At 35.7% G+C, this 22,115-nt stretch carries 16 protein-coding genes; 8 read left to right on the top strand and 8 right to left on the bottom strand.

The annotated features are described in order from the left end of the window. Positions 1 to 88: 88 nt before the first annotated feature. Both addB and addA read left to right on the top strand, forming a co-directional pair. Positions 89 to 3,568, top strand: coding sequence for a helicase-exonuclease AddAB subunit AddB (gene addB / locus OEV98_RS02735; protein ID WP_263071654.1), 3,480 nt, complete (start codon positions 89 to 91; stop codon positions 3,566 to 3,568). Continuing rightward, positions 3,565 to 7,341: a helicase-exonuclease AddAB subunit AddA gene (gene addA, locus OEV98_RS02730; RefSeq protein ID WP_263071653.1), complete on the top strand. Its 3,777-nt coding sequence runs from the start codon at positions 3,565 to 3,567 to the stop codon at positions 7,339 to 7,341. The genes addB and addA overlap by 4 nt, the downstream gene beginning before the upstream one ends. Positions 7,342 to 7,405: 64 nt before the next feature. Here the strand turns inward: addA and OEV98_RS02725 are convergent, their stop codons facing one another. The 6 genes from OEV98_RS02725 to OEV98_RS02700 form a co-directional block, all read right to left on the bottom strand. Further along, entirely contained in the window at positions 7,406 to 7,624 is a 219-nt protein-coding gene (locus OEV98_RS02725; protein ID WP_263071651.1) for a spore germination protein, read from the bottom strand. A gap of 218 nt (positions 7,625 to 7,842) precedes the next feature. Beyond that, positions 7,843 to 8,214 carry a spore germination protein GerPE gene (locus OEV98_RS02720; RefSeq protein ID WP_263071649.1) on the bottom strand — a complete coding sequence of 124 codons (372 nt, stop codon included), beginning with the start codon at positions 8,212 to 8,214 and terminating at the stop codon, positions 7,843 to 7,845. Positions 8,215 to 8,224: 10 nt separating this feature from the next. Then, positions 8,225 to 8,404, bottom strand: coding sequence for a spore gernimation protein GerPD (locus OEV98_RS02715; protein WP_263071648.1), 180 nt, complete (start codon positions 8,402 to 8,404; stop codon positions 8,225 to 8,227). Further along, positions 8,379 to 9,011 carry a spore germination protein GerPC gene (gerPC, locus tag OEV98_RS02710; RefSeq protein ID WP_263071647.1) on the bottom strand — a complete coding sequence of 211 codons (633 nt, stop codon included), beginning with the start codon at positions 9,009 to 9,011 and terminating at the stop codon, positions 8,379 to 8,381. Before gerPC ends, OEV98_RS02715 begins: the two co-directional genes overlap by 26 nt. A gap of 64 nt (positions 9,012 to 9,075) precedes the next feature. Further along, complete coding sequence (locus OEV98_RS02705; RefSeq protein ID WP_263071645.1) at positions 9,076 to 9,291, bottom strand: spore germination protein GerPB; 216 nt, start codon at positions 9,289 to 9,291, stop codon at positions 9,076 to 9,078. A 75-nt stretch (positions 9,292 to 9,366) separates the two neighbouring features. Then, entirely contained in the window at positions 9,367 to 9,588 is a 222-nt protein-coding gene (locus tag OEV98_RS02700) for a spore germination protein (RefSeq protein ID WP_263071644.1), read from the bottom strand. 184 nt (positions 9,589 to 9,772) lie between these two features. On the opposite strand from OEV98_RS02700, the gene OEV98_RS02695 reads away from it, so the two are divergent. The 4 genes from OEV98_RS02695 to OEV98_RS02680 all read left to right on the top strand — a co-directional run bounded on the left by OEV98_RS02695 (position 9,773) and on the right by OEV98_RS02680 (position 15,082). Next, complete coding sequence (locus tag OEV98_RS02695) at positions 9,773 to 10,960, top strand: DUF418 domain-containing protein (RefSeq protein ID WP_263071642.1); 1,188 nt, start codon at positions 9,773 to 9,775, stop codon at positions 10,958 to 10,960. A 3-nt stretch (positions 10,961 to 10,963) separates the two neighbouring features. Next, positions 10,964 to 11,872 (top strand): fumarylacetoacetate hydrolase family protein, encoded by a 909-nt coding sequence (locus tag OEV98_RS02690; protein WP_263071640.1) that lies wholly within the window; start codon positions 10,964 to 10,966, stop codon positions 11,870 to 11,872. 121 nt (positions 11,873 to 11,993) lie between these two features. After that, entirely contained in the window at positions 11,994 to 12,353 is a 360-nt protein-coding gene (locus tag OEV98_RS02685; RefSeq protein ID WP_263071639.1) for a YisL family protein, read from the top strand. 197 nt (positions 12,354 to 12,550) lie between these two features. After that, positions 12,551 to 15,082, top strand: a complete 2,532-nt coding sequence (locus tag OEV98_RS02680; protein WP_263071637.1) for an EAL domain-containing protein — start codon at positions 12,551 to 12,553, stop codon at positions 15,080 to 15,082. A gap of 90 nt (positions 15,083 to 15,172) precedes the next feature. Here the strand turns inward: OEV98_RS02680 and OEV98_RS02675 are convergent, their stop codons facing one another. Then, the gene (locus tag OEV98_RS02675) at positions 15,173 to 15,739 is read right to left on the bottom strand and encodes a DUF2777 domain-containing protein (RefSeq protein ID WP_263071636.1); all 567 of its coding nucleotides are present in this window, start codon (positions 15,737 to 15,739) and stop codon (positions 15,173 to 15,175) included. A 235-nt stretch (positions 15,740 to 15,974) separates the two neighbouring features. Beyond that, the gene (locus tag OEV98_RS02670; RefSeq protein WP_263071634.1) at positions 15,975 to 17,747 is read right to left on the bottom strand and encodes a glycoside hydrolase family 13 protein; all 1,773 of its coding nucleotides are present in this window, start codon (positions 17,745 to 17,747) and stop codon (positions 15,975 to 15,977) included. A gap of 271 nt (positions 17,748 to 18,018) precedes the next feature. Between OEV98_RS02670 and OEV98_RS02665 the strand changes: the two genes are divergently transcribed. Both OEV98_RS02665 and OEV98_RS02660 read left to right on the top strand, forming a co-directional pair. Continuing rightward, on the top strand, positions 18,019 to 19,500 hold the full coding sequence (locus tag OEV98_RS02665; protein WP_407676484.1) for an alpha-amylase family glycosyl hydrolase: 1,482 nt from the start codon (positions 18,019 to 18,021) through the stop codon (positions 19,498 to 19,500). Between the two features lie 34 nt (positions 19,501 to 19,534). Continuing rightward, a complete protein-coding gene (locus OEV98_RS02660) occupies positions 19,535 to 21,877 on the top strand; it encodes a glycoside hydrolase family 31 protein (protein ID WP_263071630.1) in 2,343 nt (780 codons plus the stop codon). Positions 21,878 to 22,115: the final 238 nt, after the last annotated feature.

Raw genomic sequence — 22,115 nt, 5'->3', positions numbered from 1 at the left:
AATAGCAACAATCGTTTGAAAACAGCCAAAACAAATAAAAAATAAACAATTCTTTACCTCAGACAAATGAAAAATAGGAGGTAGTTGTATGTCACTTCGTTTTATTCTCGGCCGTTCCGGAAGTGGGAAAACATCCTACATAGTAAAGGAAATGACGGATTCTTTACAAGAAAATCCACAAGGAAATCCAATCATCTATATTGTTCCAGACCAAATGACATTTTTGTCTGAATATAAGCTGGTGACAAACCCAGCAATAAATGGAATGTTCCGCCTCCAAGTATTTAGCTTAACGCGTTTGGCATGGAGGATTTTACAGGAAACAGGTGGGATTAGTCGCCTGCATATTAATACTAATGGGATTAATATGCTCATTAGAAAAATTATAAATGACAATAAACAGCAGCTGAGGATTTTCTCTCAAAGCGCAGATAAATTTGGGTTTATTGATCATATAGAAGGTATATTGACCGAATTTAAACGCTATTGTATATCTCCTAATGAGCTTTATTCTTCCCGTGAGGAAACAAAGGCAAAGGGAGATCCTGCATTATTAGACAAGCTACATGATTTGTCGATTATTTATCAGCAATTTGAGGAGCAAATTCGTGACAAATATTTAGCTTCAGAGGATTATTTAGCATTGCTTGCAGAAAAAATTACAGAATCCACCTATCTTAAAGATGCGGAAATTTATATCGATGGTTTCCATAGCTTCACACCACAGGAATATGCCGTAATAGAGCAGTTAATGAAATACTCTCGCCGTGTAACGATTACGTTAAATAGTGACCAAGCTTATCCAGAGGGAATCCCTGATGATTTAAGTCTATTTCGGATGACAGGCGGTACGTATAGTACATTGTATGAAATTGCGGAAGTTCAATCGATTGAAATGGAAGAGGATGTTTTATTACAAAGTCAGGTTCGCTTTCAGCACCCATCTCTTGCCTATTTAGAAAGACATTTTGAGCATTTACCAGCAAGCCCATATAATGGTGAGTCAAATCTTATCCTAGCGGAAGCAGTGAATCCTCGCGCAGAAGTAGAAGGAATTGGAAGGAAAATTATTTCTTTTGTACGGGACCATAACTATCGCTATCGAGATATTGCTATTTTAGTAAGAAATGGGCAAGCATATCAAGAATTATTCGATACCGTATTTACGGATTATCAAATCCCGTACTATATTGATCAAAAGCGGATGATGCTGAACCACCCATTAATTGAGCTTATTCGTTCAACATTGGAAATTATTAATGGTTATTGGCGATATGACCCTGTATTTCGTGCGGTAAAAACTGATTTACTATTCCCATTAGATGGTAATCGTGAGCAACTTCGAGAACGTATGGATAGACTGGAAAATTACTGCTTAGCATATGGAATTCAAGGGGAAAAATGGACAAGCAGTAAACGTTGGTCATATCGTAGATTTCGCGGGCTCGATTTTGACATACCGCAAACAAATGAAGAAAAACAAATGGAGCAGGAGCTAAATGAAAGCCGTCTGCTAATTTCCGCACCGATTTTACGGTTAGCGAACCGCTTTAAAAAGGCGGTGGACGGAAGGGCATTAAGTACTGCGCTTTATTTATATTTAGAGGAATTAGATATCCCAGCAAAACTGGAAAAATTGCAAATAGAGGCAGAAGAACAAGGTAATTTATTATTAGCTCGTCAGCATGAACAAGCATGGAATTCTGTTATGGAGCTATTGGATCAATATGTTGAAATGCTTGGTGAGGAGAAAGTTTCGAATAAGCAATTTGCTGAAATTTTTGAAGCAGGATTGGAATCCTTGCATTTTTCACTTGTTCCACCGGCAATGGATCAAGTATTAATTGCAGATTTAGAGCTTTCTCGTCTCTCTGATATAAAAATTGTGTTTGTCATTGGTGTCAATGATGGGGTAATGCCGAAGAAATTCCAAGACGAAGGAGTTTTAACGGATGAAGATCGGGAAGCAATGTTAGCTTCCGGTGTCAAAATTGCCCCAACAAGTAAAGAAAGACTGATGGATGAAGAATTTTTGGCATATAAAGCTTTTTCTTCGGCAAGCCATCATTTGTTTGTCAGTTATCCTTTAGCAAATGAAGAGGGAAAGGCTGTACTGCCGTCACCATATATTAAAAGATTAAAGGATATTCTTCCAGAAAGCAGACAATATAGCTTTACGAATGAGCCTAGTGAACTGCCGTTAAAAGAGCAAATGGAATATATTGTAAACTGGGATATAACATTAACAAATGTTACGAATCAGCTACAAGCTTTTAAACGAAAATATCCGATTGCCCCTATTTGGTGGGATAGCTATAATTTATTGCTAGAAAGTGAAAGGAAAAAAGAAGCAGAAAAAGTGTTATCCAGTCTATTTTTTGAGAACAAGGCAGAACGACTGACGGAAGAAACAGGAAAAGAGCTCTATGGAGAAACTATTCAAGGTAGTATATCGAGAATGGAACTGTTTAATAGCTGTGCATTTTCTCACTTTTTAGCGCATGGATTGAAGCTTCGGGAACGAGAAATATTCCGCTTAGAGGCACCAGATATCGGAGAAATGTTCCATGGTGCATTAAAGCATATTAGTGATCAAATTCAAGAAAACAATTTACAATGGGCAAAGTTAACGCACAAGCAAATTCAATCTTTAGTAATGGATGCTGTTACGAAATTAGCACCGAAATTACAAAATGAAATTTTGATGAGTTCGAATCGTCACCAATATATTAAACGAAAATTAGAAAAGGTTATTTTACGTGCTACACTAGTACTAAGTGAGCACGCAAAGGCTAGTGGATTTTCACCGCTTGGAATGGAAGTAGCCTTTGGTCCAAAGGGAGATCTACCTCCCGTTCAATTCCAATTGAAAAATGGGACGAAAATGGAGCTTGTTGGACGAATTGATCGAATCGATCAGGCAAAAAATGATCGTGGTGTATTTTTACGTGTGATTGATTATAAGTCTAGTAATAGAGATTTGCATTTAGGAGAAGTTTATTACGGACTTGCATTACAGATGCTTACGTACTTAGATATTTTAATCCGTTATTCTGATAAATTAGTTGGGCAAAAAGCAAGCCCTGCCGGTGTATTGTATTTCCATATTCATAATCCGTTAATTAAAAGTAAAAAGCTTTTAACGGTAGATGAAATTGAAGAAGAAATATTGAAACGGTTTAAGATGAATGGACTTGTCCTTTCGGATCCAGAAGTCGTTCGGATGATGGATGAAACTTTAGAGAGCGGAGAATCGAAAATTATATCGGCAGGCTTGAAAAAGACCGACGGTACGTTAACTGCAAGAAGTAAAGCAGCATCTGAAGAAGAATTTACCCAGTTACGACAATATGTTCATCAAATTTTTGAGAAAACAGGAAATGAAATTGTCGAAGGAAATGTAGATATTGCGCCATATAAGTTAAAGGATAAAACGCCTTGTACTTTTTGTCCGTTTAAATCTGTTTGTCAATTTGATGAAACATTGAAGGAAAATAATTATCGACAACTACCTTCATTAAAAAGTGGGGAAGCGTTAGAGCTTGTGAAGGGAGCGCTAGTAAAATGACGATACCAATGAAACCAATAGATGTAACATGGACCGATGACCAGTGGAGGGCAATTCATGCTGGCGGAAGCGATATATTAGTAGCTGCTGCAGCAGGATCAGGAAAGACCGCAGTCCTTGTCGAAAGGATTATTCAAAAAGTACTCAATGAGGACGATCCAATCAATGTCGACGAGTTATTAGTAGCTACCTTTACCAATGCTTCTGCTGCAGAAATGAGACATCGTATTGGTGTGGCATTAGAAAAGGAAATAAGCAAAAATCCATATTCTCATCATCTTAGAAAACAATTGAGTTTGTTGAATAATGCATCCATATCAACACTGCACTCGTTTTGTTTAAATGTTGTTAAAAAATATTACTATTTAATTGATATAGACCCGGGCTTTCGGATTGCCGACAAAACAGAAAGCTTACTATTAAAAGATGAAGCAGTAGAAGGATTGCTTGAGGAAGAGTATGGGAAACCGAATAATGAAGCATTTTTCCAAGTCGTAGATATTTTTACGAATGATCGTAGTGATGCCGGCTTACAAAAGCTGATATTAACATTATATGAATTTTCCCGTTCTAATCCAGATCCAGAGCAATGGCTACGTGATTTAATTGCTGTCTATGATGTATCAATGGGGCAGTCCATTGAGGAATTGCCTTTTATTAAACCATTATTATTTGATATTGAATTGCAATTAACGGAAGCAAGACGATTATTTGAAAATGGCTACGAAATGACAAAATTACCTGGTGGCCCAGACAAAAGGGCAGAAAATTTTCTTGACGATATCGCAATCGTCGATCAGCTGATGGATGCGAAAAATGAATCTTTTGTAGCCTTATATGAGCGATTTCAAAACTACTCCTTCTCAAAATTAAAAACTTGCCGTGGCGATGAATATGATAAAGATTTAGTAGAACAATCTAAAGTAATTCGGGATGAAGGAAAAACTATTATCCAAAAATTAAAGGATGAATTGTTTTCCCGTAAGCCAGAAAGCTTTGTAAAGGATTTGCAAGAAATGAAGCAGCCTGTGGCAACATTAATCGATTTAGTGCGTGCTTTTGCTAGCCGATTTGAGCATTTAAAAAAAGACAAAGGGTTAGTAGATTTTTCGGATTTAGAGCATTTTGCCATCCAAATATTAGGCAAGAAGGATAAGCGAACGGGAGAAATTGTACCATCGGAAACGGCACTACAATATCGAAATCAATTTAAAGAAGTATATATTGATGAGTATCAAGATACGAATATGGTCCAAGAAACAATATTGCACTTGGTGAAGCGTCCTAGCGAAGTATCTGGAAATTTATTTATGGTTGGGGATGTAAAACAGTCAATTTATCGTTTCCGTCTGGCAGAGCCAAATCTATTTCTAGCAAAGTATTTACGATTTACGAAGGATGGCAATAATAGTGGATTACGAATCGACTTAGCGCAAAATTTCCGGAGCCGCAGTGAGGTACTTGATGGCACAAACTTTCTTTTTAAACAGCTAATGGGCATCTCGGTCGGAGAAATTGCATATGATGAAGCTGCAGAATTAAAAAAAGGTGCACCATATCCGGAAACAGAAGATTATCCTATTGAATTAGCAATTATTCATAAGGACAATGGAGAAAAGGAAACAGATGGGGATTTAGAGGATAACGAGGAAGAAACAGATGCATTCAGTAAAGAAGAGCTGGAACAATCCCAAATGGAATCGCGATTTGTTGCAAGGAAAATCCAAGATTTAATGGATAAAAAGCAGCAAGTATTCGATCCGAAAACGAAAAGCTACCGACCGCTTCAATATAAGGATATCGTTATTTTACTTCGGTCATTTACATGGGCACCGCAATTTATTGAGGAGTTTAAAGAAGCAGGCATCCCCTCCTATGCTAATATTTCAACAGGTTATTTTAACGCTGCGGAAGTATCGGTTATGGTATCGTTACTGAAGGTAATTGATAATCCTTATCAAGATATTCCACTTGCTGCCGTGTTACGATCTCCTATTTTTGGTTTAACGGAAGAGGAATTGGCACAAATTCGCATTCATGCTAAAAAGGTGAGTTATTATGAGGCTGTGAAATCTTTTCTCATGCTACATGTGAATACAGAGCTAGAGACAGTCATTCAAGAAAAGCTGTCATTATTTGCAAATCAATTGAAAGCTTGGCGTACAATGGCAAGACAAGGAGCATTAGCAGATCTCATTTGGCAGCTATATAGGGATACGAAATTTTATGATTATGTCGGTGGTCTACCAGGAGGTAAACAGCGACAAGCGAACCTTCGGGCACTTTATGATCGGGCACGTGCCTATGAGGCTACTTCCTTCCGCGGGCTGTTCCGCTTTTTACGATTTATTGAAAAGATGCAGGATCGTGGCGAAGATTTAGGAGTAGCTAGAAGTTTAGGAGAACAAGAAGATGTGGTTCGGATTATGACGATTCATAGTAGTAAAGGGTTGGAATTTCCAGTCGTGTTTATTGCTGGACTGAATCGTAAGTTTAATATGATGGACCTTCGAAAAGCGTATTTATTTGATAAAGATTATGGATTTGCTACCAATTATTTTAACCCAGAAAAGCAAATTACTTATCCATCCTTGTTTAATATGGCGATTGTTCGTAAGAAACGTCTAGAATTAGTGGCTGAGGAAATGCGCGTCCTATACGTAGCTTTAACACGAGCGAAGGAAAAGCTTTATTTAGTGGGCTCAACGAAGCAATTGGATAAGTTATTGGATAAATGGCAAAAGCATTTAGCTATCAATTCCTGGCTGTTAGCAGATTATGACCGAATGAAAAGTGATAACTATCTGGATTGGGTTGGACCTGCATTGATTAGACATCGAGATAGCGATCTTCTACGTTTAGAGAGGAATAGTGAAAATGAGCGATATAATTTAGCTATTTGGAATCATCCTTCTAAATGGAAGGTACTCCTTGTAAATGAGCAAGAAATGGCTGGCGGTCAATTACTAAATGAATCCGAAGAGGAACAGTTTTTAGAGCTTGTAAAAAAAGCAGAGCCTGTACCATTCGAATCAGAAAATAGAGGAAAGCTGATCCACCAATTAACATGGAAATATGCACATCAGCAAGCAACGGAAAGTCGTAGCAAACAATCGGTTTCGGAGCTAAAGCGTGCAAAAGAAATCCAAGATTTTCAAAGTGGTGAAGATATTGTACGCACATTTAAAAAGCCAATTATAACAAGACCGAAATTTCTGCAGGAAAAGAAGCTTACACCAGCAGAAAGAGGAACAGCTATGCATATGGTGATGCAACATATCGATTTGACGAAAATGCCAACTAAATCCTCCATTCAAGAGCAAATTGCACAGATGCAAGCGAAAGAATTATTAACGCTGGAAGAGGCAGCTGTTATCGATATAGAGGAAATTCTTGCCTTATTTGATACGAAGCTAGGCATCCGTTTACTGAAAGCTCACTGGATGAAGCGCGAGCTCCCATTCAGCTTTTCTTTAAGCTCTTCTGAAATTTATTCTGATTGGAAGGAATCGGAGGAGCCAGTCTTTATTCAAGGTATCATTGATTGTTTATTTAAAGACGAGGAAGGATTAGTATTGCTCGATTTTAAAACAGATCAAATTACAAATCGCTTTCCTGGCGGATTTACTGAAGCGGAGCCAGTGCTCCTAGCACGTTATAAAACACAAATGGAATTATATAAGCGTGCAATTGAGTCAATATTAAAAGAACCATTACATGAAACATATTTATTCTTTTTCGATGGTGGCCATCTATTATCGGTTAACGAATAACCTTTAACGTAAAAAGTGAAGCATCATGAATGCAAGGGCTTGAGATCATGCTATCTCAAGCCCTTTAAGCATTTGCTGTGGTTGGTTGATCGACGATATCTGGATCAATTGCGTTCGTTGCATTCAAACCATTGTTTGTCATAATTAAGCCACCTGTATTGCTTGAACCAGATCCATTATTTGATTTCGAATTTGATTTTGGAGATATGTTTAGGCTATCACCAACATTAACAATTCCGCCACCCACATTGACAATTTGAATAGATCCAATTAAAGCCGGCATAATATACATCCTTTATCGAAATATCTAAAATGGGAAAACTATGTGATTCGGAATAATTTAATTATAAATCTTTCTTCTTAAAAACTGCAGAAGACATTTGAGAAATATTTTGATTATCTCCAAAGGAAAAAAACGCGAATCCATCGTTATCTTTTACTTTCCTAAAATAGACTATGCTTCTGCGGATATAGAAGTTCAATGTTTTCAGATATTCCTCTTTATATGTTTGGGGTTATATGCCGAATATGCTTTATTCTTGCTTCTGCATAAAGTCGTTCATTATTACCGATATGAGCAATGCTTGACGAGGAAAGACCAATTATTTTTAGTTCGCCTACATGAATGTGATTTTTTTGATTATTTGTTACCGAAATGATTTCCTCATCCAGTGGGGGGAGAAAAAGTGGGATAGAAAAAACATCATAGTCTTTAAATCTGCCTTCTTTTCCATGGAAAATCGTTTCTTCTCTTTGAACAGCTAACGCTCTCGAATAAGCATCGATTTCTTTCGAATCGCCAATTTGTAAGAATGAACTAAAAGTGATAGAGGTTACATCAATTGAGTTTACATGTGAAATACGTTTTAACATAGGAAATTCATTAACCTCCTGGTGCTAACGGTACTAACGGTCCAATAATTAACGATTCAGGTGGTGTGTCAAAAGCAGACACTAATTGAATCGAATTCGTATCACCGACAAGTACGAGGGAAGAGCTAGAAACTCCTAAAATATTTATTTTTCCTACACATAAATCATGATTGGTCACTTCGAAAATCATCGCTACTTTCATCCCCCTTCATCGGAAATTGGCTAAAGAATGAATTGATTGCTTGTTTAATATCGTTTTGAATCGCAAAAATAATTTGATCTTGTCTTTCTTGATTCGAAATATTTTCCTTCATATTTGCTGGTTGGCGCAAATAATAATCAATGCGCTGCTTTAATTGGTTTCTAATGTCTTGCTTAATAAATTCCGTGTAGGAATCATCTAATTGTAGACCAAATTCACGTTTCGTTTCATCAACCATTTGTGGAACTTCATTATCCATGTAAGCAAGTAGCTCATTTTCTAAATAATTTATCATTTCTGGATTAAATTTATGTGATGCTTGCGGAAAAACTTGGTTAGAACCGACAGCAAATTCATCTAGGTTTTGAAGGTCATTTGGATTAACGCCAATGTTTAATGTTCCTTCAAGCTTTTCAATTTTTAATTGGTCAAAATGATAATCAATCCGTTCAATATTTACAGCTTGATTATTTTTCAAGGATTCTAGTAATTGCTTCATATCGGATTGTGCGTCTTCTAATACCTTAATCTTTGCTTCTTGTTTTTGAATTTGGGCAGCTAATTGATTTAAGTAATAATACAAATCATTTTGCAATGCAGTATTCCTCCTTATGGATGTGCGCAACTAATTCTTCAGCTTTATGCCTTTTTGTATTCTCCTATGGCTGGAATGGGACCGGTATCGACTCGATAGTAGGGGTGACAAATCCTTCATGCTCGGGTTTAGGTGCTTGTTCTGTATAACCACCAGTATTGGCTAAAGAAGCACGGGACTTAATAATTCCAGCACTACCGATTTGTAAGACAGAAGAGTTAGAAATACTCTCCACTCGCAAAATATTAATTTGAATAGATTGCTGAATATAAAAATTCAAGTTTCTTCACCTACAATCGTTGGAATGGATGGCATTCTGCGAATCTTTATGAGAATAACGCTCGGAAAAACCTATTTATACATTTCCGGTTATGTTTTGGTCAAACTGATCACTATCGTAAGTGTTTGTATTACTTCTACGGTTATATACATATAGTTGTTCTCCGGTATTGAATGATCCTGCACCTGAAAAGGTTTTTGCAGAAGAAATCGGAGAGACTCGATAGACGTCGCCAATATGAAATACTCCACTTGAACTTACACTATTTACTTGAACAATTCCGACAATTGCTGGCAACTATCTCACTTCCTATAGATGATTTCTTTCATAGTGTATGTGCATCTTAAAGGATGGTGATTAAAATGCCTATTGTTTCCCAATTTCTTTCGTTAAAATTTTGCCTACTTTCAAATAATATTTTCCTAGAGTATCGAAAATGTTTCTATTATACTTAAAATATACATGGAAGAGGGGGGAAAAATTGAATAACGAAATTGGAACAAATCACGGGTATGATCGAATCGCCACAATAGATGTAATGAGAGGGTTGGCGATATTAGGCATCTTTGCTGTAAACATCTTTTCTTTTCATACGCCATATTTATATGCAGATCCAGTTACTTTAGCGGAAACTGCGTGGGACAAATGGGTATATGCCATTGTCGATATTTTGGCGCAAGCAAGCTTTTATCCGTTATTCGCATTTCTATTTGGCTATGGCTTAATCATCATAAAAGAAAGGGTAGAAGCAAGAGGGGAATTGGCTTTCTATCCGACAGCAATCCGGCGGATGATTGGATTATTATTGCTTGGGATGATTCACGCCTTTTTCATTTGGCCAGGTGATATTTTAGTCGTATATGCAATTTTAGGTATTTTTCTTCTGGCATTTACTCACTTATCGGCAAAAGGAATGACGATCACGGCAATTGTTTTGTATACAGTTCCTAATCTTCTTCTCGTTGTACTTGCTTATATTGCATCTGTCTTTGTTTCCTCAGAAGAAATCTATCCGGTACAGATCGCAGAGCATGTACAAGCAATTTATCAAAATGGTAGTTTTCTCGAGATTACAAATCAACGGATAATCGATTGGTCGTATACAAATTGGGGAGTAGGTAGCATCCAAATCTTTTTCATGATATTGCCACTATTGTTGTTAGGTGCTGCCTTTGCAAAGCAGCAAAAATTAATACATACGGAAGCGAACACAAGATTTTTCAAAAAAATGTTTTGTATTGCGCTACCGATCGGACTAGTAATCAAACTTCTCCCCTATTTAGGAAACCAGAACCTGTCACTTTTTGTTTTTCAAGATTTATTTGGTGGACCGATCGTAACTGCAGGCTACATATCGCTCATCTATTTAATCGCAAATAAATGGAAGCAACATCGACTGCTCCTATTGTTTGCAAATGTAGGTAGGCTATCGTTATCCAATTATTTATTTCAATCGCTCATTTGTAGTGTCATTTTTTATAGCTATGGTTTTAGTCTTTATGGGAAGGTTAGCTATGTATTCAGTACTTTTCTGGCCATTTGTATTTTCCTTATCCAGCTTTATTTAAGTAAACAATGGTTAAAAAGTTATCAAATGGGACCAGTGGAATGGTTATTACGGGGGATCACGTACGGTAAAATTTCCTCATTAAAAAGAAGGGAGCAATAATTGATGAAATTTGCAACGGCAATCAATCAAAATGGTGTAGAGTTTGTAGGAATTATAAAGGAAGAGAAAATTGTACATTTATCAGAATTGGAAAAATCACTGTATGGGACAAATACTTTTCCAAAGGATATGATTTCTTTTATTGAAGCAGGAGAATCGTTTTTACAGCGTGTAAGTTTACTAGTAGAAGAAGCAGAAACTAAACAGATGATCAATGAATATTCGTATTTTTTAACAGAAATAAAAATATTATCACCAATACCAAGACCACAAAAAAATATCTTTTGTATAGGGAAGAATTATCGTGATCATGCAATCGAAATGGGAAGTGAAAAAGATATCCCAACAGATCTAATCGTGTTTACGAAAGCACCAACGACCGTTATTGCTTCAAACGATAGGATTCCTAATCATCAAGAGGTTACAAATGCTCTCGATTATGAAGGGGAGCTAGCAATTGTTATCGGAAAAAAAGGAACAAAAATTCGTAAGGAAGAGGCAAGCGATTATATTTTTGGCTATACTATTGTAAATGATGTTACTGCACGTGATATTCAAAGTCGTCATAAGCAATATTTTTTAGGAAAAAGCTTAGATGGAACATGTCCAATTGGTCCATGGATTGTAGAAAAATCTGAAATCGAAGACCCAGAAGCATTATCGATCGAAACACGAGTGAATGGAGAAGTTCGTCAACAGTCTTCAACGAAACATTTTATTTTTTCTATAGGTGAGATCATCGAAATACTATCAAAAGGAATGACACTTGAGCCTGGGGATATCATTGCAACAGGTACGCCTGCAGGGGTGGGAAATGGCTTTAAACCACCACGCTTCTTACAACCAAACGATATAGTAGAGGTTACAATAGAAAAAGTTGGTGTATTAGTTAATCAAGTGAGTAGAAATTAACAGGCAAAGGAAGCAAACTTTAGAATTACAGTATGTTACATTATTCTTTTCGAAAGGTTTATGATATCATTTTAGTGTATGACTCTAACTACTCGATTAATTTAAAGCTGGAGGAATTTTCATGACAACACATTTACATATTACATCTTGGGCTGTTGCCATTATTTTATTTGTCGTAGCATTAATTCTAATAAAAAATGGAAAAGCAAAGCCTGCAAAAATTGTCCAAATGATATTACGTGTTTTTTATCTACTTGTAATTGCCTCAGGAATTCAATTGTTTTTAGCTGTTGATCCAAGTATGGGCTATCATATTAAGCTATTATTTGGAATTCTTGTAATTGCAATGTTAGAAATGGTACTAGTACGGACAGTAAAAGGCAAAAGTACAGTAGTTTTTTGGACTCTCTTAATTATCTTTTTTGCCATTACCATTTATTTAGGTTTAAGCTTACCGCTTGGCTGGTGGACCTTTAGATAATAATGGAGGAAGTAAGAGAAGTTTGCCTCCATGCAATAAAATAATGAAATTTGTCGAAGGAATTGTCGAAACAGGCAATTCTTTTTGTTTTTTTACGTTACATATAGAATCTTTTATGCTATTTTAGAAGAGTAAGAAATATTTATTATATTCATTTTTTCTATAGGATAAGAATCATGAAAAGCGGGTGGGCGGATTTGGCAGAAACTTACAGTTGTGAATTCACAACGAAAATGCAGCTGGAAAACTTTATCGTAAAACATCGGATTGAAAATAGCCCGGACGTGCTAGTTCAAGTTTTTTTCGGTAATGACGATTCAGAAAAAATTACTCAACTGCAAAGGATCATGCAAGAATTACTTCCTAAGGTTCATGTTATCGGATGTACAACTGCAGGAGAGATTGTAAACGGTAAAATAACAAAAGGAAAAATTATTTTATCCTTTACTGTTTTTCGTAAAACAACATTACGAACTATATGTTTATCGAACGTAAAAGATACAAAAATGATAGAGCAGTCATTAATCGATTTTCTTTCCTATCCAGATTTAAAAGCATTAATAATGTTTTCAACTACCGCATCCTTAACTATGCCAGAAGTAATAAAACAATTTGTTAAACAGCATAAAATTGGAATAACAGGGGCAAGTGCAAGTGTAGGAGAATTTAATAATTCCGCCTTTGTATTTTCAAATGCTGATAGGATAGATGATGGATTTGTAATTGCAGGATTATTTAATCCAGATTTAGAGGTTTATCGCTACGAAAATATCAATTACAGTAAAATTGGTCAGCCATTTAAACTCTCGAGTGTGGAAAATAAGCATATTATACAAATTAATCATGAAAACCCGTTAGAAGCTTTAGCCAATCGTTTAAGTCCGATGGTAATCGATAACTTATTGGCTTCAAGCGATAAGCTCCCACTGCTTTTAACAAGAGATGGGAAGGATAGCATAATTTATATTACGAAAATACATAATGATGGAACATTGGAACTATCAACAAACGTTACATTAAAAGATACTATTTCACTTGCTTACATTAATATTGAAAATCTATTAGAAAAGAGTGTTGATACGCTTAATACACTTTCTGAAAAGCAAGTCGATACGATTTTTACATATTCTTCCCAAGCAAAACTTATGTTTCTTCCATCCTTCTCGGAGGAAGAAATGGAGAATTTACATTGTATTGCACCTACAAATGGTTGCATTACTAGGAATGAGGATAGCTGGCTAGATATTGACCATTCCGCATTCCATTTAAAGGCGTTGGCAATGAATGAAAATTTCGCTAGAAACGTAAAAAAAGAAAAGATGTCATTTTCCTATACAGTTTCAAATGAAATGAAAGTCCTTATATATTTAATAAACTTAATCGAGCTTACTATAAAGGACAAAAAAAATTTCGAACAGAAAATGACGCAAATTGCTTACTTTGATAAAGAAACGGGGTTACCGAACCGGGCAAAAATAATGGAGATGGTAACGAAAACTATTCAAAAGGCAAAGAAGAATAAACAAAAGCTTGCCGTTATTTTTTTCGATATGGACCGATTTAAACTAATCAATGATAACCTGGGCCATTTAATTGGCGATCGGATTTTGACACAAATAGCATATCGTGTTCAAAGCTTGCTTCCAGAGGATGCGGTTTTTGGGCGTTTTGGCGGAGATAAGTTTACGATAATCCTTACAGAGAACTTAGCGTACGATACGATAATCGAACTATGTAATAAAATGAAAAATACGATTTCAGAGCCGTTAACTTATGAAGGACAAGAATTTTTCTTGTCTGCTAGCTTTGGTGTAAGCTTCTATCCGGAAGACGGTGGAGATGCTCAGCTTATTTTAAAAAATGCAGATACAGCAATGAACCGAGCAAAAAGACAGGGCGGTAGTAAAATTACGTTTTTCTCGAATGAGATGAACGATCAAATTAAATATCGATTTGAATTAGAGAATTATTTAAGACGCGCCATTGAAAAGAATGAATTATTTTTAATGTACCAACCGTTAGTAAGTTTACAATCTGGAAAATTAATTGGTAGTGAGGCATTAGTTCGTTGGATGCATCCGAAATTAGGGTTAATTCCACCGTTAGAATTTATTCCAATTGCAGAGGAAACAGGATTAATAAATGATATTGGAAAGTGGGTATTAATCGAGGCGTGTAAGCAACAGAAAAAATGGGTAGAAGAGGGCTTGGGTGAACTATTTATTTCTGTAAATGTATCTGCCTACCAATTTCAACATAGCGATTTTATCGCGAATGTGAAGAATGCATTAGCTATATCCGGAGTTAAGCCAACGTATTTGCATTTGGAACTTACGGAAAGTGGAATGTTAAAAAATATTAATCATTCCATAGAGATTATGAAATCTATTCAGGAGCTTGGTGTGAAAGTGTCCATTGATGATTTTGGAACAGGTTATTCCTCATTAAGCTATTTAAAAAATTTACCAATAAATACGTTAAAAATTGATCGATCATTTATCCATAATCTTCATTTAGAATCCGTTGATCGCTCCATTGTAAAAGCAATTATTACAATGGGAAATGGTCTGTCCGTGAAAGTCGTGGCAGAGGGTGTTGAAACGCTGGAACAAATTGAAGAGCTGAAAAATTTAAATTGTGATTATGCACAGGGCTATTATATTGAAAAGCCTGTTGACCAAGTAGCATTTGCAGAAGTATTAAAAAATCACAATAAACTGTTTAACTAAAAAATAAATCCAAATTTAAAGAAAAAGTCTATCCTATCATCCAATCACATGAATAATTGGTGCTAGAATAGACTTTTTTTGTTTCTTGCACTATATTGTTGATGGTTTTACTGCTTGAAGGATCAATCGTTCACCAGTGTTTAATGTAAATTCGAAGCGGTCGATATATTTCTTTTCGTATTGAAAGTGATGGTTGACAGAGCATATTTGAACCGCATTATCAAACACCATAAAGTTTACTCCTTCCTTATTTTCATTCAGAAGAAAGGATAAATGATTATGACAATATAATAAATCATAAACCGAAAAGCCGAGCTTGTTTAATGTGAGGATAAACCGAAAAAATGCGTCATCCTGTAAATCTTGCAAAAGTGAATCAAATGAATAGGGTAAGGTTTTCCGTATTTTAATGGTGTCTTGATCATGTAATTTGAAATCTCCTTGCTCCCCTTGAATAGTCAGATTGTCCAGTAGTATCCCTTTTTTCCAATCGTTATATTTTTCTACCTGGATTTCTTTAGAATAAAAGTTTTCGATAGGGTATGCCTCCTCTGTTTCATTATCAAAAAATATCCACTCATTGTTAATCATCTCTACTGTTCCTTCGAAATAGGCACGTAGCTGTTTGTTTAATATATGTAATCTTTCTTGTCTCATCTAGTCCTCCATGATGGTAAAGCATGATATTTTGGATAATGTCTTTGTTATCTATTCTGTTTTTGACATGGGATTTGTATTTTATACATAGGAAGAAGAAGCAATAAATCATATTCTATGAAGTCGTTGAATTCTAGCAGTACGTAACATCATATTTTAAGAAAACAAAAGGCTAGACCTTCTGTCATCCAAAAGCTCTTTAGGATAGAAGGTCCAACCTTTATAGATTAGAATATTATTTTGTCAATTGATAAAAACGGAAGCCATATGGCTCTACATTAACTTCAAATGAAGGACTTTCTAAAGTATGGCTTTCATCATTCCATAAATCTTTATATTGTCTGTAGCCTTTCTCCAAATCTACTGGTACCGTGTAAGTATTCGCTTCTTTGGAATGATTCATAATACATACAAGCAACTCGTGATCATTTTCCTTTGTATAAATAATGTGATTCGTTTGATCATTTGCCTCGATAAATGATAATTCCCCATCATTTGCAAGCAGTGGATTATTTTTACGTAATGCAACTAGTTTTTTCACATGATTATATAGTTCTTTATCTTGTTGTTCTTCATCCCAAACCATACATTTTCGGCAGCCAGGGTCATTGCTTCCCGTTAAACCTATCTCATCTCCATAATAAATACATGGTGAGCCAGGGAAGCTAAGTTGAAATGCTAGCATTTGTTTGATTTTGTTTTGATCAAAATTAGCAGTATTTTGAATTCGTTCTGTATCATGGCTTCCTAATAAATTGAATGCCACTTCATTGACATTCTTTGGATAGGAGTATATCACATGCTGGATATCTTCCGTAAATTGTTTCGCAGAAATTTTGTCTTTTGCAAAAAAGTTTAACGTTGCAGAAGTAAATTGGTAATTCATTACAGCATCAAATTGATCTCCTTGTAACCATGCCATGGAATCATGCCAAATTTCTCCAAGAATATATACATCTTCTTTTATTGCCTTTACTTCTTTTCGGAAATCACGCCAAAAGGCATGGTCTACTTCATTCGCAACATCGAGACGCCATCCATCAATATCAAATTCGCGAACCCAGTAGCGACCGACTTCTAATAAATATTCCTTAACCTCTGGATTCTCTGTATTTAGTTTTGGCATGAATGGAGTAAAGGCAAATGTATCGTAGTTTGGCATTGGTTCGGTTTGGATTGGAAATTCCCGAATATGGAACCAGTCTTTGTATTTTGATTTCTCGCCATTTTTTAAAACATCTTGAAAAGCTTCGAAATAATAGCCACTATGATTGAATACAGCATCTAGCATAATTCGGATACCACGTTTATGACTTTCAGATACTAATTTTTTAAACGTTTCTTTGTCGCCGAATTGGGGATCAATTTCAAAATAATCGATTGTATCATATTTATGATTGGATGCTGCTTTAAAGATAGGAGTAAAATAAATTCCACTAATACCTAGATCCTCTAAATAATCGAGATGCTCGATAATTCCTTCGAAGTCACCTCCGAAAAAGTTAATAGGTGTTGGCTCGGTACTACCCCATGCTAATGTTCCCTCTGGATCATTCTTTACATTTCCGTTAGCAAAGCGCTCTGGGAAAATTTGATACCATACCGTATCCTTCACCCATTTAGGTGCTTGAAATACATCAATTTTGTTAAGGAAAGGGAAGCAAAAATAATAAGCGGTATCATCTAAAGGAAGTTCTTCGTAGTACCCCTTTTCTGTATAATAAACAGTTTCCTTGCTATCAGATAATTCGAAGCCATAACGCATCCGACGAAATTCCGGACTTACCTCTGTAAACCAATAATCGAATAATGAATCACTACCTTTTTTTGCCATGCTCTTTTTCCTTACTTGCCAGCTTCCATCTTTCCAATTATAAGGATCACCGAATATTAGATTAATCGAATCAATATCATTTTTCTTTGTACGAATGGTGATATGCAATGTGTTTTCGTTATATGCATAAGCAAATTCATTTTTCGGTCTATGGTAAATCGCTTCTTTTAACATTAAATATCCCTACTTTCCATTTTAATTTCTGTGATAAATTACAAACGTTTGCACATTATTCATTTTAAAGTATATTTGAAAACGATATCATAGTCAAAGAAAAATATTGAATTTCTATTTCTATCTATAATTGACAGCGTTTACAGATAATAATAAAATATATAAGATAGTGAAATCGTTTGCGCTTTTAACAGAAATAAGACAATATTATGAGGGAGGGAACAAATTCGTGAAAAAATTTTCATTTAGCTTTTTTGCCATTATCTTTCTTATGTATTTTATAACAACATTACCTGTATTCGCAGAGGAGGAGGATTCTTGGGAGGATGAAAGCATTTATTTTATTATGGTTGATCGATTTAATAACGGTGATCCAAGCAATGATTTTGAAGTAAATGTAAATGACCCTAGTGCATATCATGGCGGAGACTTTCAAGGAATTATTAATAAGTTAGATTATATTCAAAATATGGGGTTTACTGCCATTTGGCTGACGCCGATTGTAAACAATGAGCCCGGTGGTTATCACGGATATTGGACAGAAGATTTTTATGAGGTAGAGGAGCATTTCGGTACATTAGAAGAATTTAAACAATTAGTAGAAGAAGCGCATAGCCGTGGAATAAAGGTTATTTTAGACCTGGTAGTGAATCATACAGGCTATCATCACCCTTGGCTGAATGATCCGGAAAAAGCAGATTGGTTCCATGTGGCAAAACCTATTTTTGACTATGATAATCAGGAAGAAGTAGAAACCGGTCAACTAGCTGGCTTGCCAGATTTAAACCAGGAAAACCCAGAGGTTGAGGATTATTTAATAAAAATGGCCAAATGGTGGATAGAGGAAACAGACATTGACGGATACAGACTAGATACGGTCAAACATGTTCCTAAATGGTTTTGGGAGGATTTTTCAAGGGAAGTCAAATCAGTGAAGCAGGATTTCTTTTTAATTGGTGAAGTTTGGCATAATGATCCAAATTACTCGCAAGCGTATGTAGAAAGTGGAATTGATTCCGTTGTCGATTATCCTATGTACAATGTTTTATCAAACGTATTTGCTAGTCCTGATCAAAATATAAGCAATTTGTATAAAATATGGGAAAGAAATACTACTATATATAAAAATCCGTATATATTAGGTAATTTTCTTGATAATCATGATAATATCCGCTTTGCAGAAAAGGCAGAACAAAACGGTCAAAATCCATCCACTCGATTAAAACAAGCATTGACGTATATGTATACAGCACCAGGCATTCCTATTATTTATTATGGTACAGAAATTGCGATGCCAGGTGGAGCGGATCCTGATAATAGGAGAATGATGGAATTTAAGGATCATGAGTTAATAGATTATATCTCTTCTTTAAGTACTATCCGGGCGGAACACCCAGCTTTGACTAAAGGCGAATTCCAGTTGTTGTATGATGGATCTAGTGTCATGGCGTACACAAGAACGTATGAAGACGAAAAGGTTTTAGTCATTATCAATGATAGTTCGGAGTCTCAAATAACAAAGATTGCTACAGAAGATTTAGGTGCTAACAAACAGCTACAATCTTTATTAAATGATAAAACGATTCGAGACAAGCACGGACAATATGCCATCGAGCTGGACGGGCAGACGGCACAAATATATCTTTTACAGGAACATGAGTCAAACACCGTCATGTATTTAATCGGAGGTGTTGTATTGCTGCTAGTTATTGTATTTGGCATTCTATTAATAAGAAGAAAAAAAGTGGCATGATTTACAATAGATAAACAAAGGAGTGAGCTTTTGCATGCTAGAGGATACAAGCTTTGCTATTCATCCAGAAAAAACTGCCAAAATGGCAAAAGAGAATTACCTTGAAATTGGTGATATAAAATCATATATCCATTCAGAGGGGAAATGGAATCTTACTTGTACGAATGGCAATGTTCTCATTGAATTTTACACAAACGAAATAATAAAAATAGAAATGGTTCCTTTTGGAAAAAATGCATATACAAACAGTAAGGCAGTTGTACTGGAGACATCAGATGTTGCTGTCCAATTTACGGAGAATGAAACAGAGCTATTATTTAAATCAAATACATTGCAATTGAAGATAACAAGGAATGCTGCGAGAGTATATGTATATGATAACAATGGCAATTTGTTAACAGGTGATGGAGAAAAGGGAATGCGGTATAAGCATACAGGAGAGGTTCTTTGCTATCAAACGATGGAAGCAAATGATCATTTTTATGGATTTGGGGAAAAAACAGGATTTTTGAATAAACGCGGGGAAAAGTTAACGATGTGGAATTCCGACGTTTATGCACCACATAATCCTGAAACAGACCCACTTTATCAATCCATTCCATTTTTTATTGCCTTTCGTGACGGGATAGCACATGGGGTGTTTTTTGATAATCCTTCACGAACAGTTATTGATTTACGTTCAGAGGAGAATTATTATTCGTACGAAGCAGATGCAGGGACATTAAGCTATTATGTTTTTGCTGGTCCGACAATGAAAAAAGTAATTGAACAATATACAGAATTAACGGGACGGATGCCTTTACCTCCGAAATGGGCAATAGGTTATCATCAATCTAGATATAGCTATGAAACAGATGAGGAAGTGTTGGAGCTTGTCCAAAACTTTACCGAGCTAGAAATCCCGTTGGATGCAATACATTTAGATATTCATTACATGAATGAATACCGAGTATTTACATTTGATTATAATCGCTTTACAAATCCTAAACAACTTATTAAACAGCTTAAAGAAAAGGGTATCCATGTGATTCCTATCGTGGATCCAGGAGTAAAGGAGGACCCGGAATATCTTATTTACCAAGAAGGAGTAAAGAAAGGATATTTTTGTAAATACATGGAAGGTAACATCTATTTTGGCGATGTGTGGCCAGGGAATAGTGCCTTTCCTGATTTTACGAATGAAGAAGTTCGTAAGTGGTGGGGAGAAAAGCATGAGTTTTATAAGGAATTAGGAATTGAGGGCATATGGAATGATATGAATGAACCAGCTGTTTTCAATGAAACGAAAACAATGGATGTGAAAGTCATTCATGGAAATGATGGTGAACCGAAAACTCATCGTGAATTGCATAATCTATATGGTTTAATGATGTCAAAGGCTACCTATGAGGGAATGAAAGACCAGCTAAAAGGAAAACGACCATTTGTATTGACTCGTGCCGGTTATTCTGGAGTTCAGCGTTATGCTGCTGTTTGGACTGGTGATAACCGTAGCTTCTGGGAACATTTGCAAATGTCATTACCAATGGTGATGAATCTAGGCTTATCAGGAGTTCCGTTTGCCGGTCCTGATGTTGGAGGGTTTGCCCATGATACAAACGGTGAATTGCTTGCACGCTGGACTCAGGTAGGTGCATTTACACCATTTTTCCGAAATCATAGTGCAATCGGTACGTTACGCCAAGAGCCGTGGGCGTTTGGTGAGAAATATCGTGATATAATAAAAAAATATATTCAATTACGTTACCAATGGTTGCCGCAGCTGTATTCACTATTTGCGGAAAGCAGTAGAACAGGACTACCAATTCTACGGCCGTTAGTTTTGGAGTATCCAAATGATCCAAAAACGTACAACTTAAATGACCAGTTTATGATTGGTGATAATGTTATCGTTGCTCCTATTCTCCAACCGTCAGTTACAGATAGAGCACTATATTTACCTGAAGGCAGATGGGTGAATTATTGGACGGATGAAGTGCTAGAAGGCGGAAAGCATCAGTTAATTCATGCAGACCTGGATGTACTACCTATCTTTATTAAAGAAGGAACATTTATCGTAAATGGTCCGTTTAAACAAAATGCAGGAGTGAAAGATAATCAATTAACGATACATTTCTATCCTAGTGAATCCTCTAAGTATGAGTTCGCATTATATGAGGATGACGGTGAAACTTTTGAATACGAAAAAGGCAACTTTATGTGTAAAAAGCTTCAAGTGGAATGTAATGGAGAGAATATTTATCTGTCAATAACGGATGATGGTTTATTTGTTCCTACATGGAAATTACAGTTACTTGTTCATAATGGGGATTGCAAGTCGGTATATTTAAATGGTAAAAAGCTACCGGAAGTAGATGATAATCTTTATGTAGTTTAATATTTTTAGGTAAGGAGAAGGGGAGAAAACCTCCTTCTCCTTTTCTATGAAAGTGCAATCGATTGCCTAAAAAATGAATAATCTAAGGGAAATTGAGGAATGTTAAAGGTAGTTTCGATAGAAGGATAGGTTGTTATTAATTGAGCATAATATAGAAATAATCATTGATAGAAAGAGAATGATAAGATTAAAAAAATATCACAAAAAAAATGTTGCCGTTTTCATAGATGTGTGCTAA

The organism is Perspicuibacillus lycopersici, assembly GCF_025660475.1.
Taxonomy (GTDB): Bacteria; Bacillota; Bacilli; order Bacillales; family Caldibacillaceae; genus Perspicuibacillus; species Perspicuibacillus lycopersici.
This window is presented reverse-complemented; position numbering and strand designations above follow the sequence as displayed.

Excerpts from the sequence above, each read along its gene's own strand:
- addB (WP_263071654.1), top strand. The coding sequence starts at position 89 with ATGTCACTTCGTTTTATTCTCGGCCGTTCCGGAAGTGGGAAAACATCC.
- addA (WP_263071653.1), top strand. The coding sequence starts at position 3,565 with ATGACGATACCAATGAAACCAATAGATGTAACATGGACCGATGACCAG.
- OEV98_RS02725 (WP_263071651.1), bottom strand. The coding sequence starts at position 7,624 with ATGCCGGCTTTAATTGGATCTATTCAAATTGTCAATGTGGGTGGCGGA.
- OEV98_RS02720 (WP_263071649.1), bottom strand. The coding sequence starts at position 8,214 with ATGTTAAAACGTATTTCACATGTAAACTCAATTGATGTAACCTCTATC.
- OEV98_RS02715 (WP_263071648.1), bottom strand. The coding sequence starts at position 8,404 with ATGATTTTCGAAGTGACCAATCATGATTTATGTGTAGGAAAAATAAAT.
- OEV98_RS02690 (WP_263071640.1), top strand. The coding sequence starts at position 10,964 with ATGAAATTTGCAACGGCAATCAATCAAAATGGTGTAGAGTTTGTAGGA.
- OEV98_RS02685 (WP_263071639.1), top strand. The coding sequence starts at position 11,994 with ATGACAACACATTTACATATTACATCTTGGGCTGTTGCCATTATTTTA.
- OEV98_RS02675 (WP_263071636.1), bottom strand. The coding sequence starts at position 15,739 with ATGAGACAAGAAAGATTACATATATTAAACAAACAGCTACGTGCCTAT.
- OEV98_RS02670 (WP_263071634.1), bottom strand. The coding sequence starts at position 17,747 with ATGTTAAAAGAAGCGATTTACCATAGACCGAAAAATGAATTTGCTTAT.
- OEV98_RS02665 (WP_407676484.1), top strand. The coding sequence starts at position 18,019 with ATGTATTTTATAACAACATTACCTGTATTCGCAGAGGAGGAGGATTCT.
- OEV98_RS02660 (WP_263071630.1), top strand. The coding sequence starts at position 19,535 with ATGCTAGAGGATACAAGCTTTGCTATTCATCCAGAAAAAACTGCCAAA.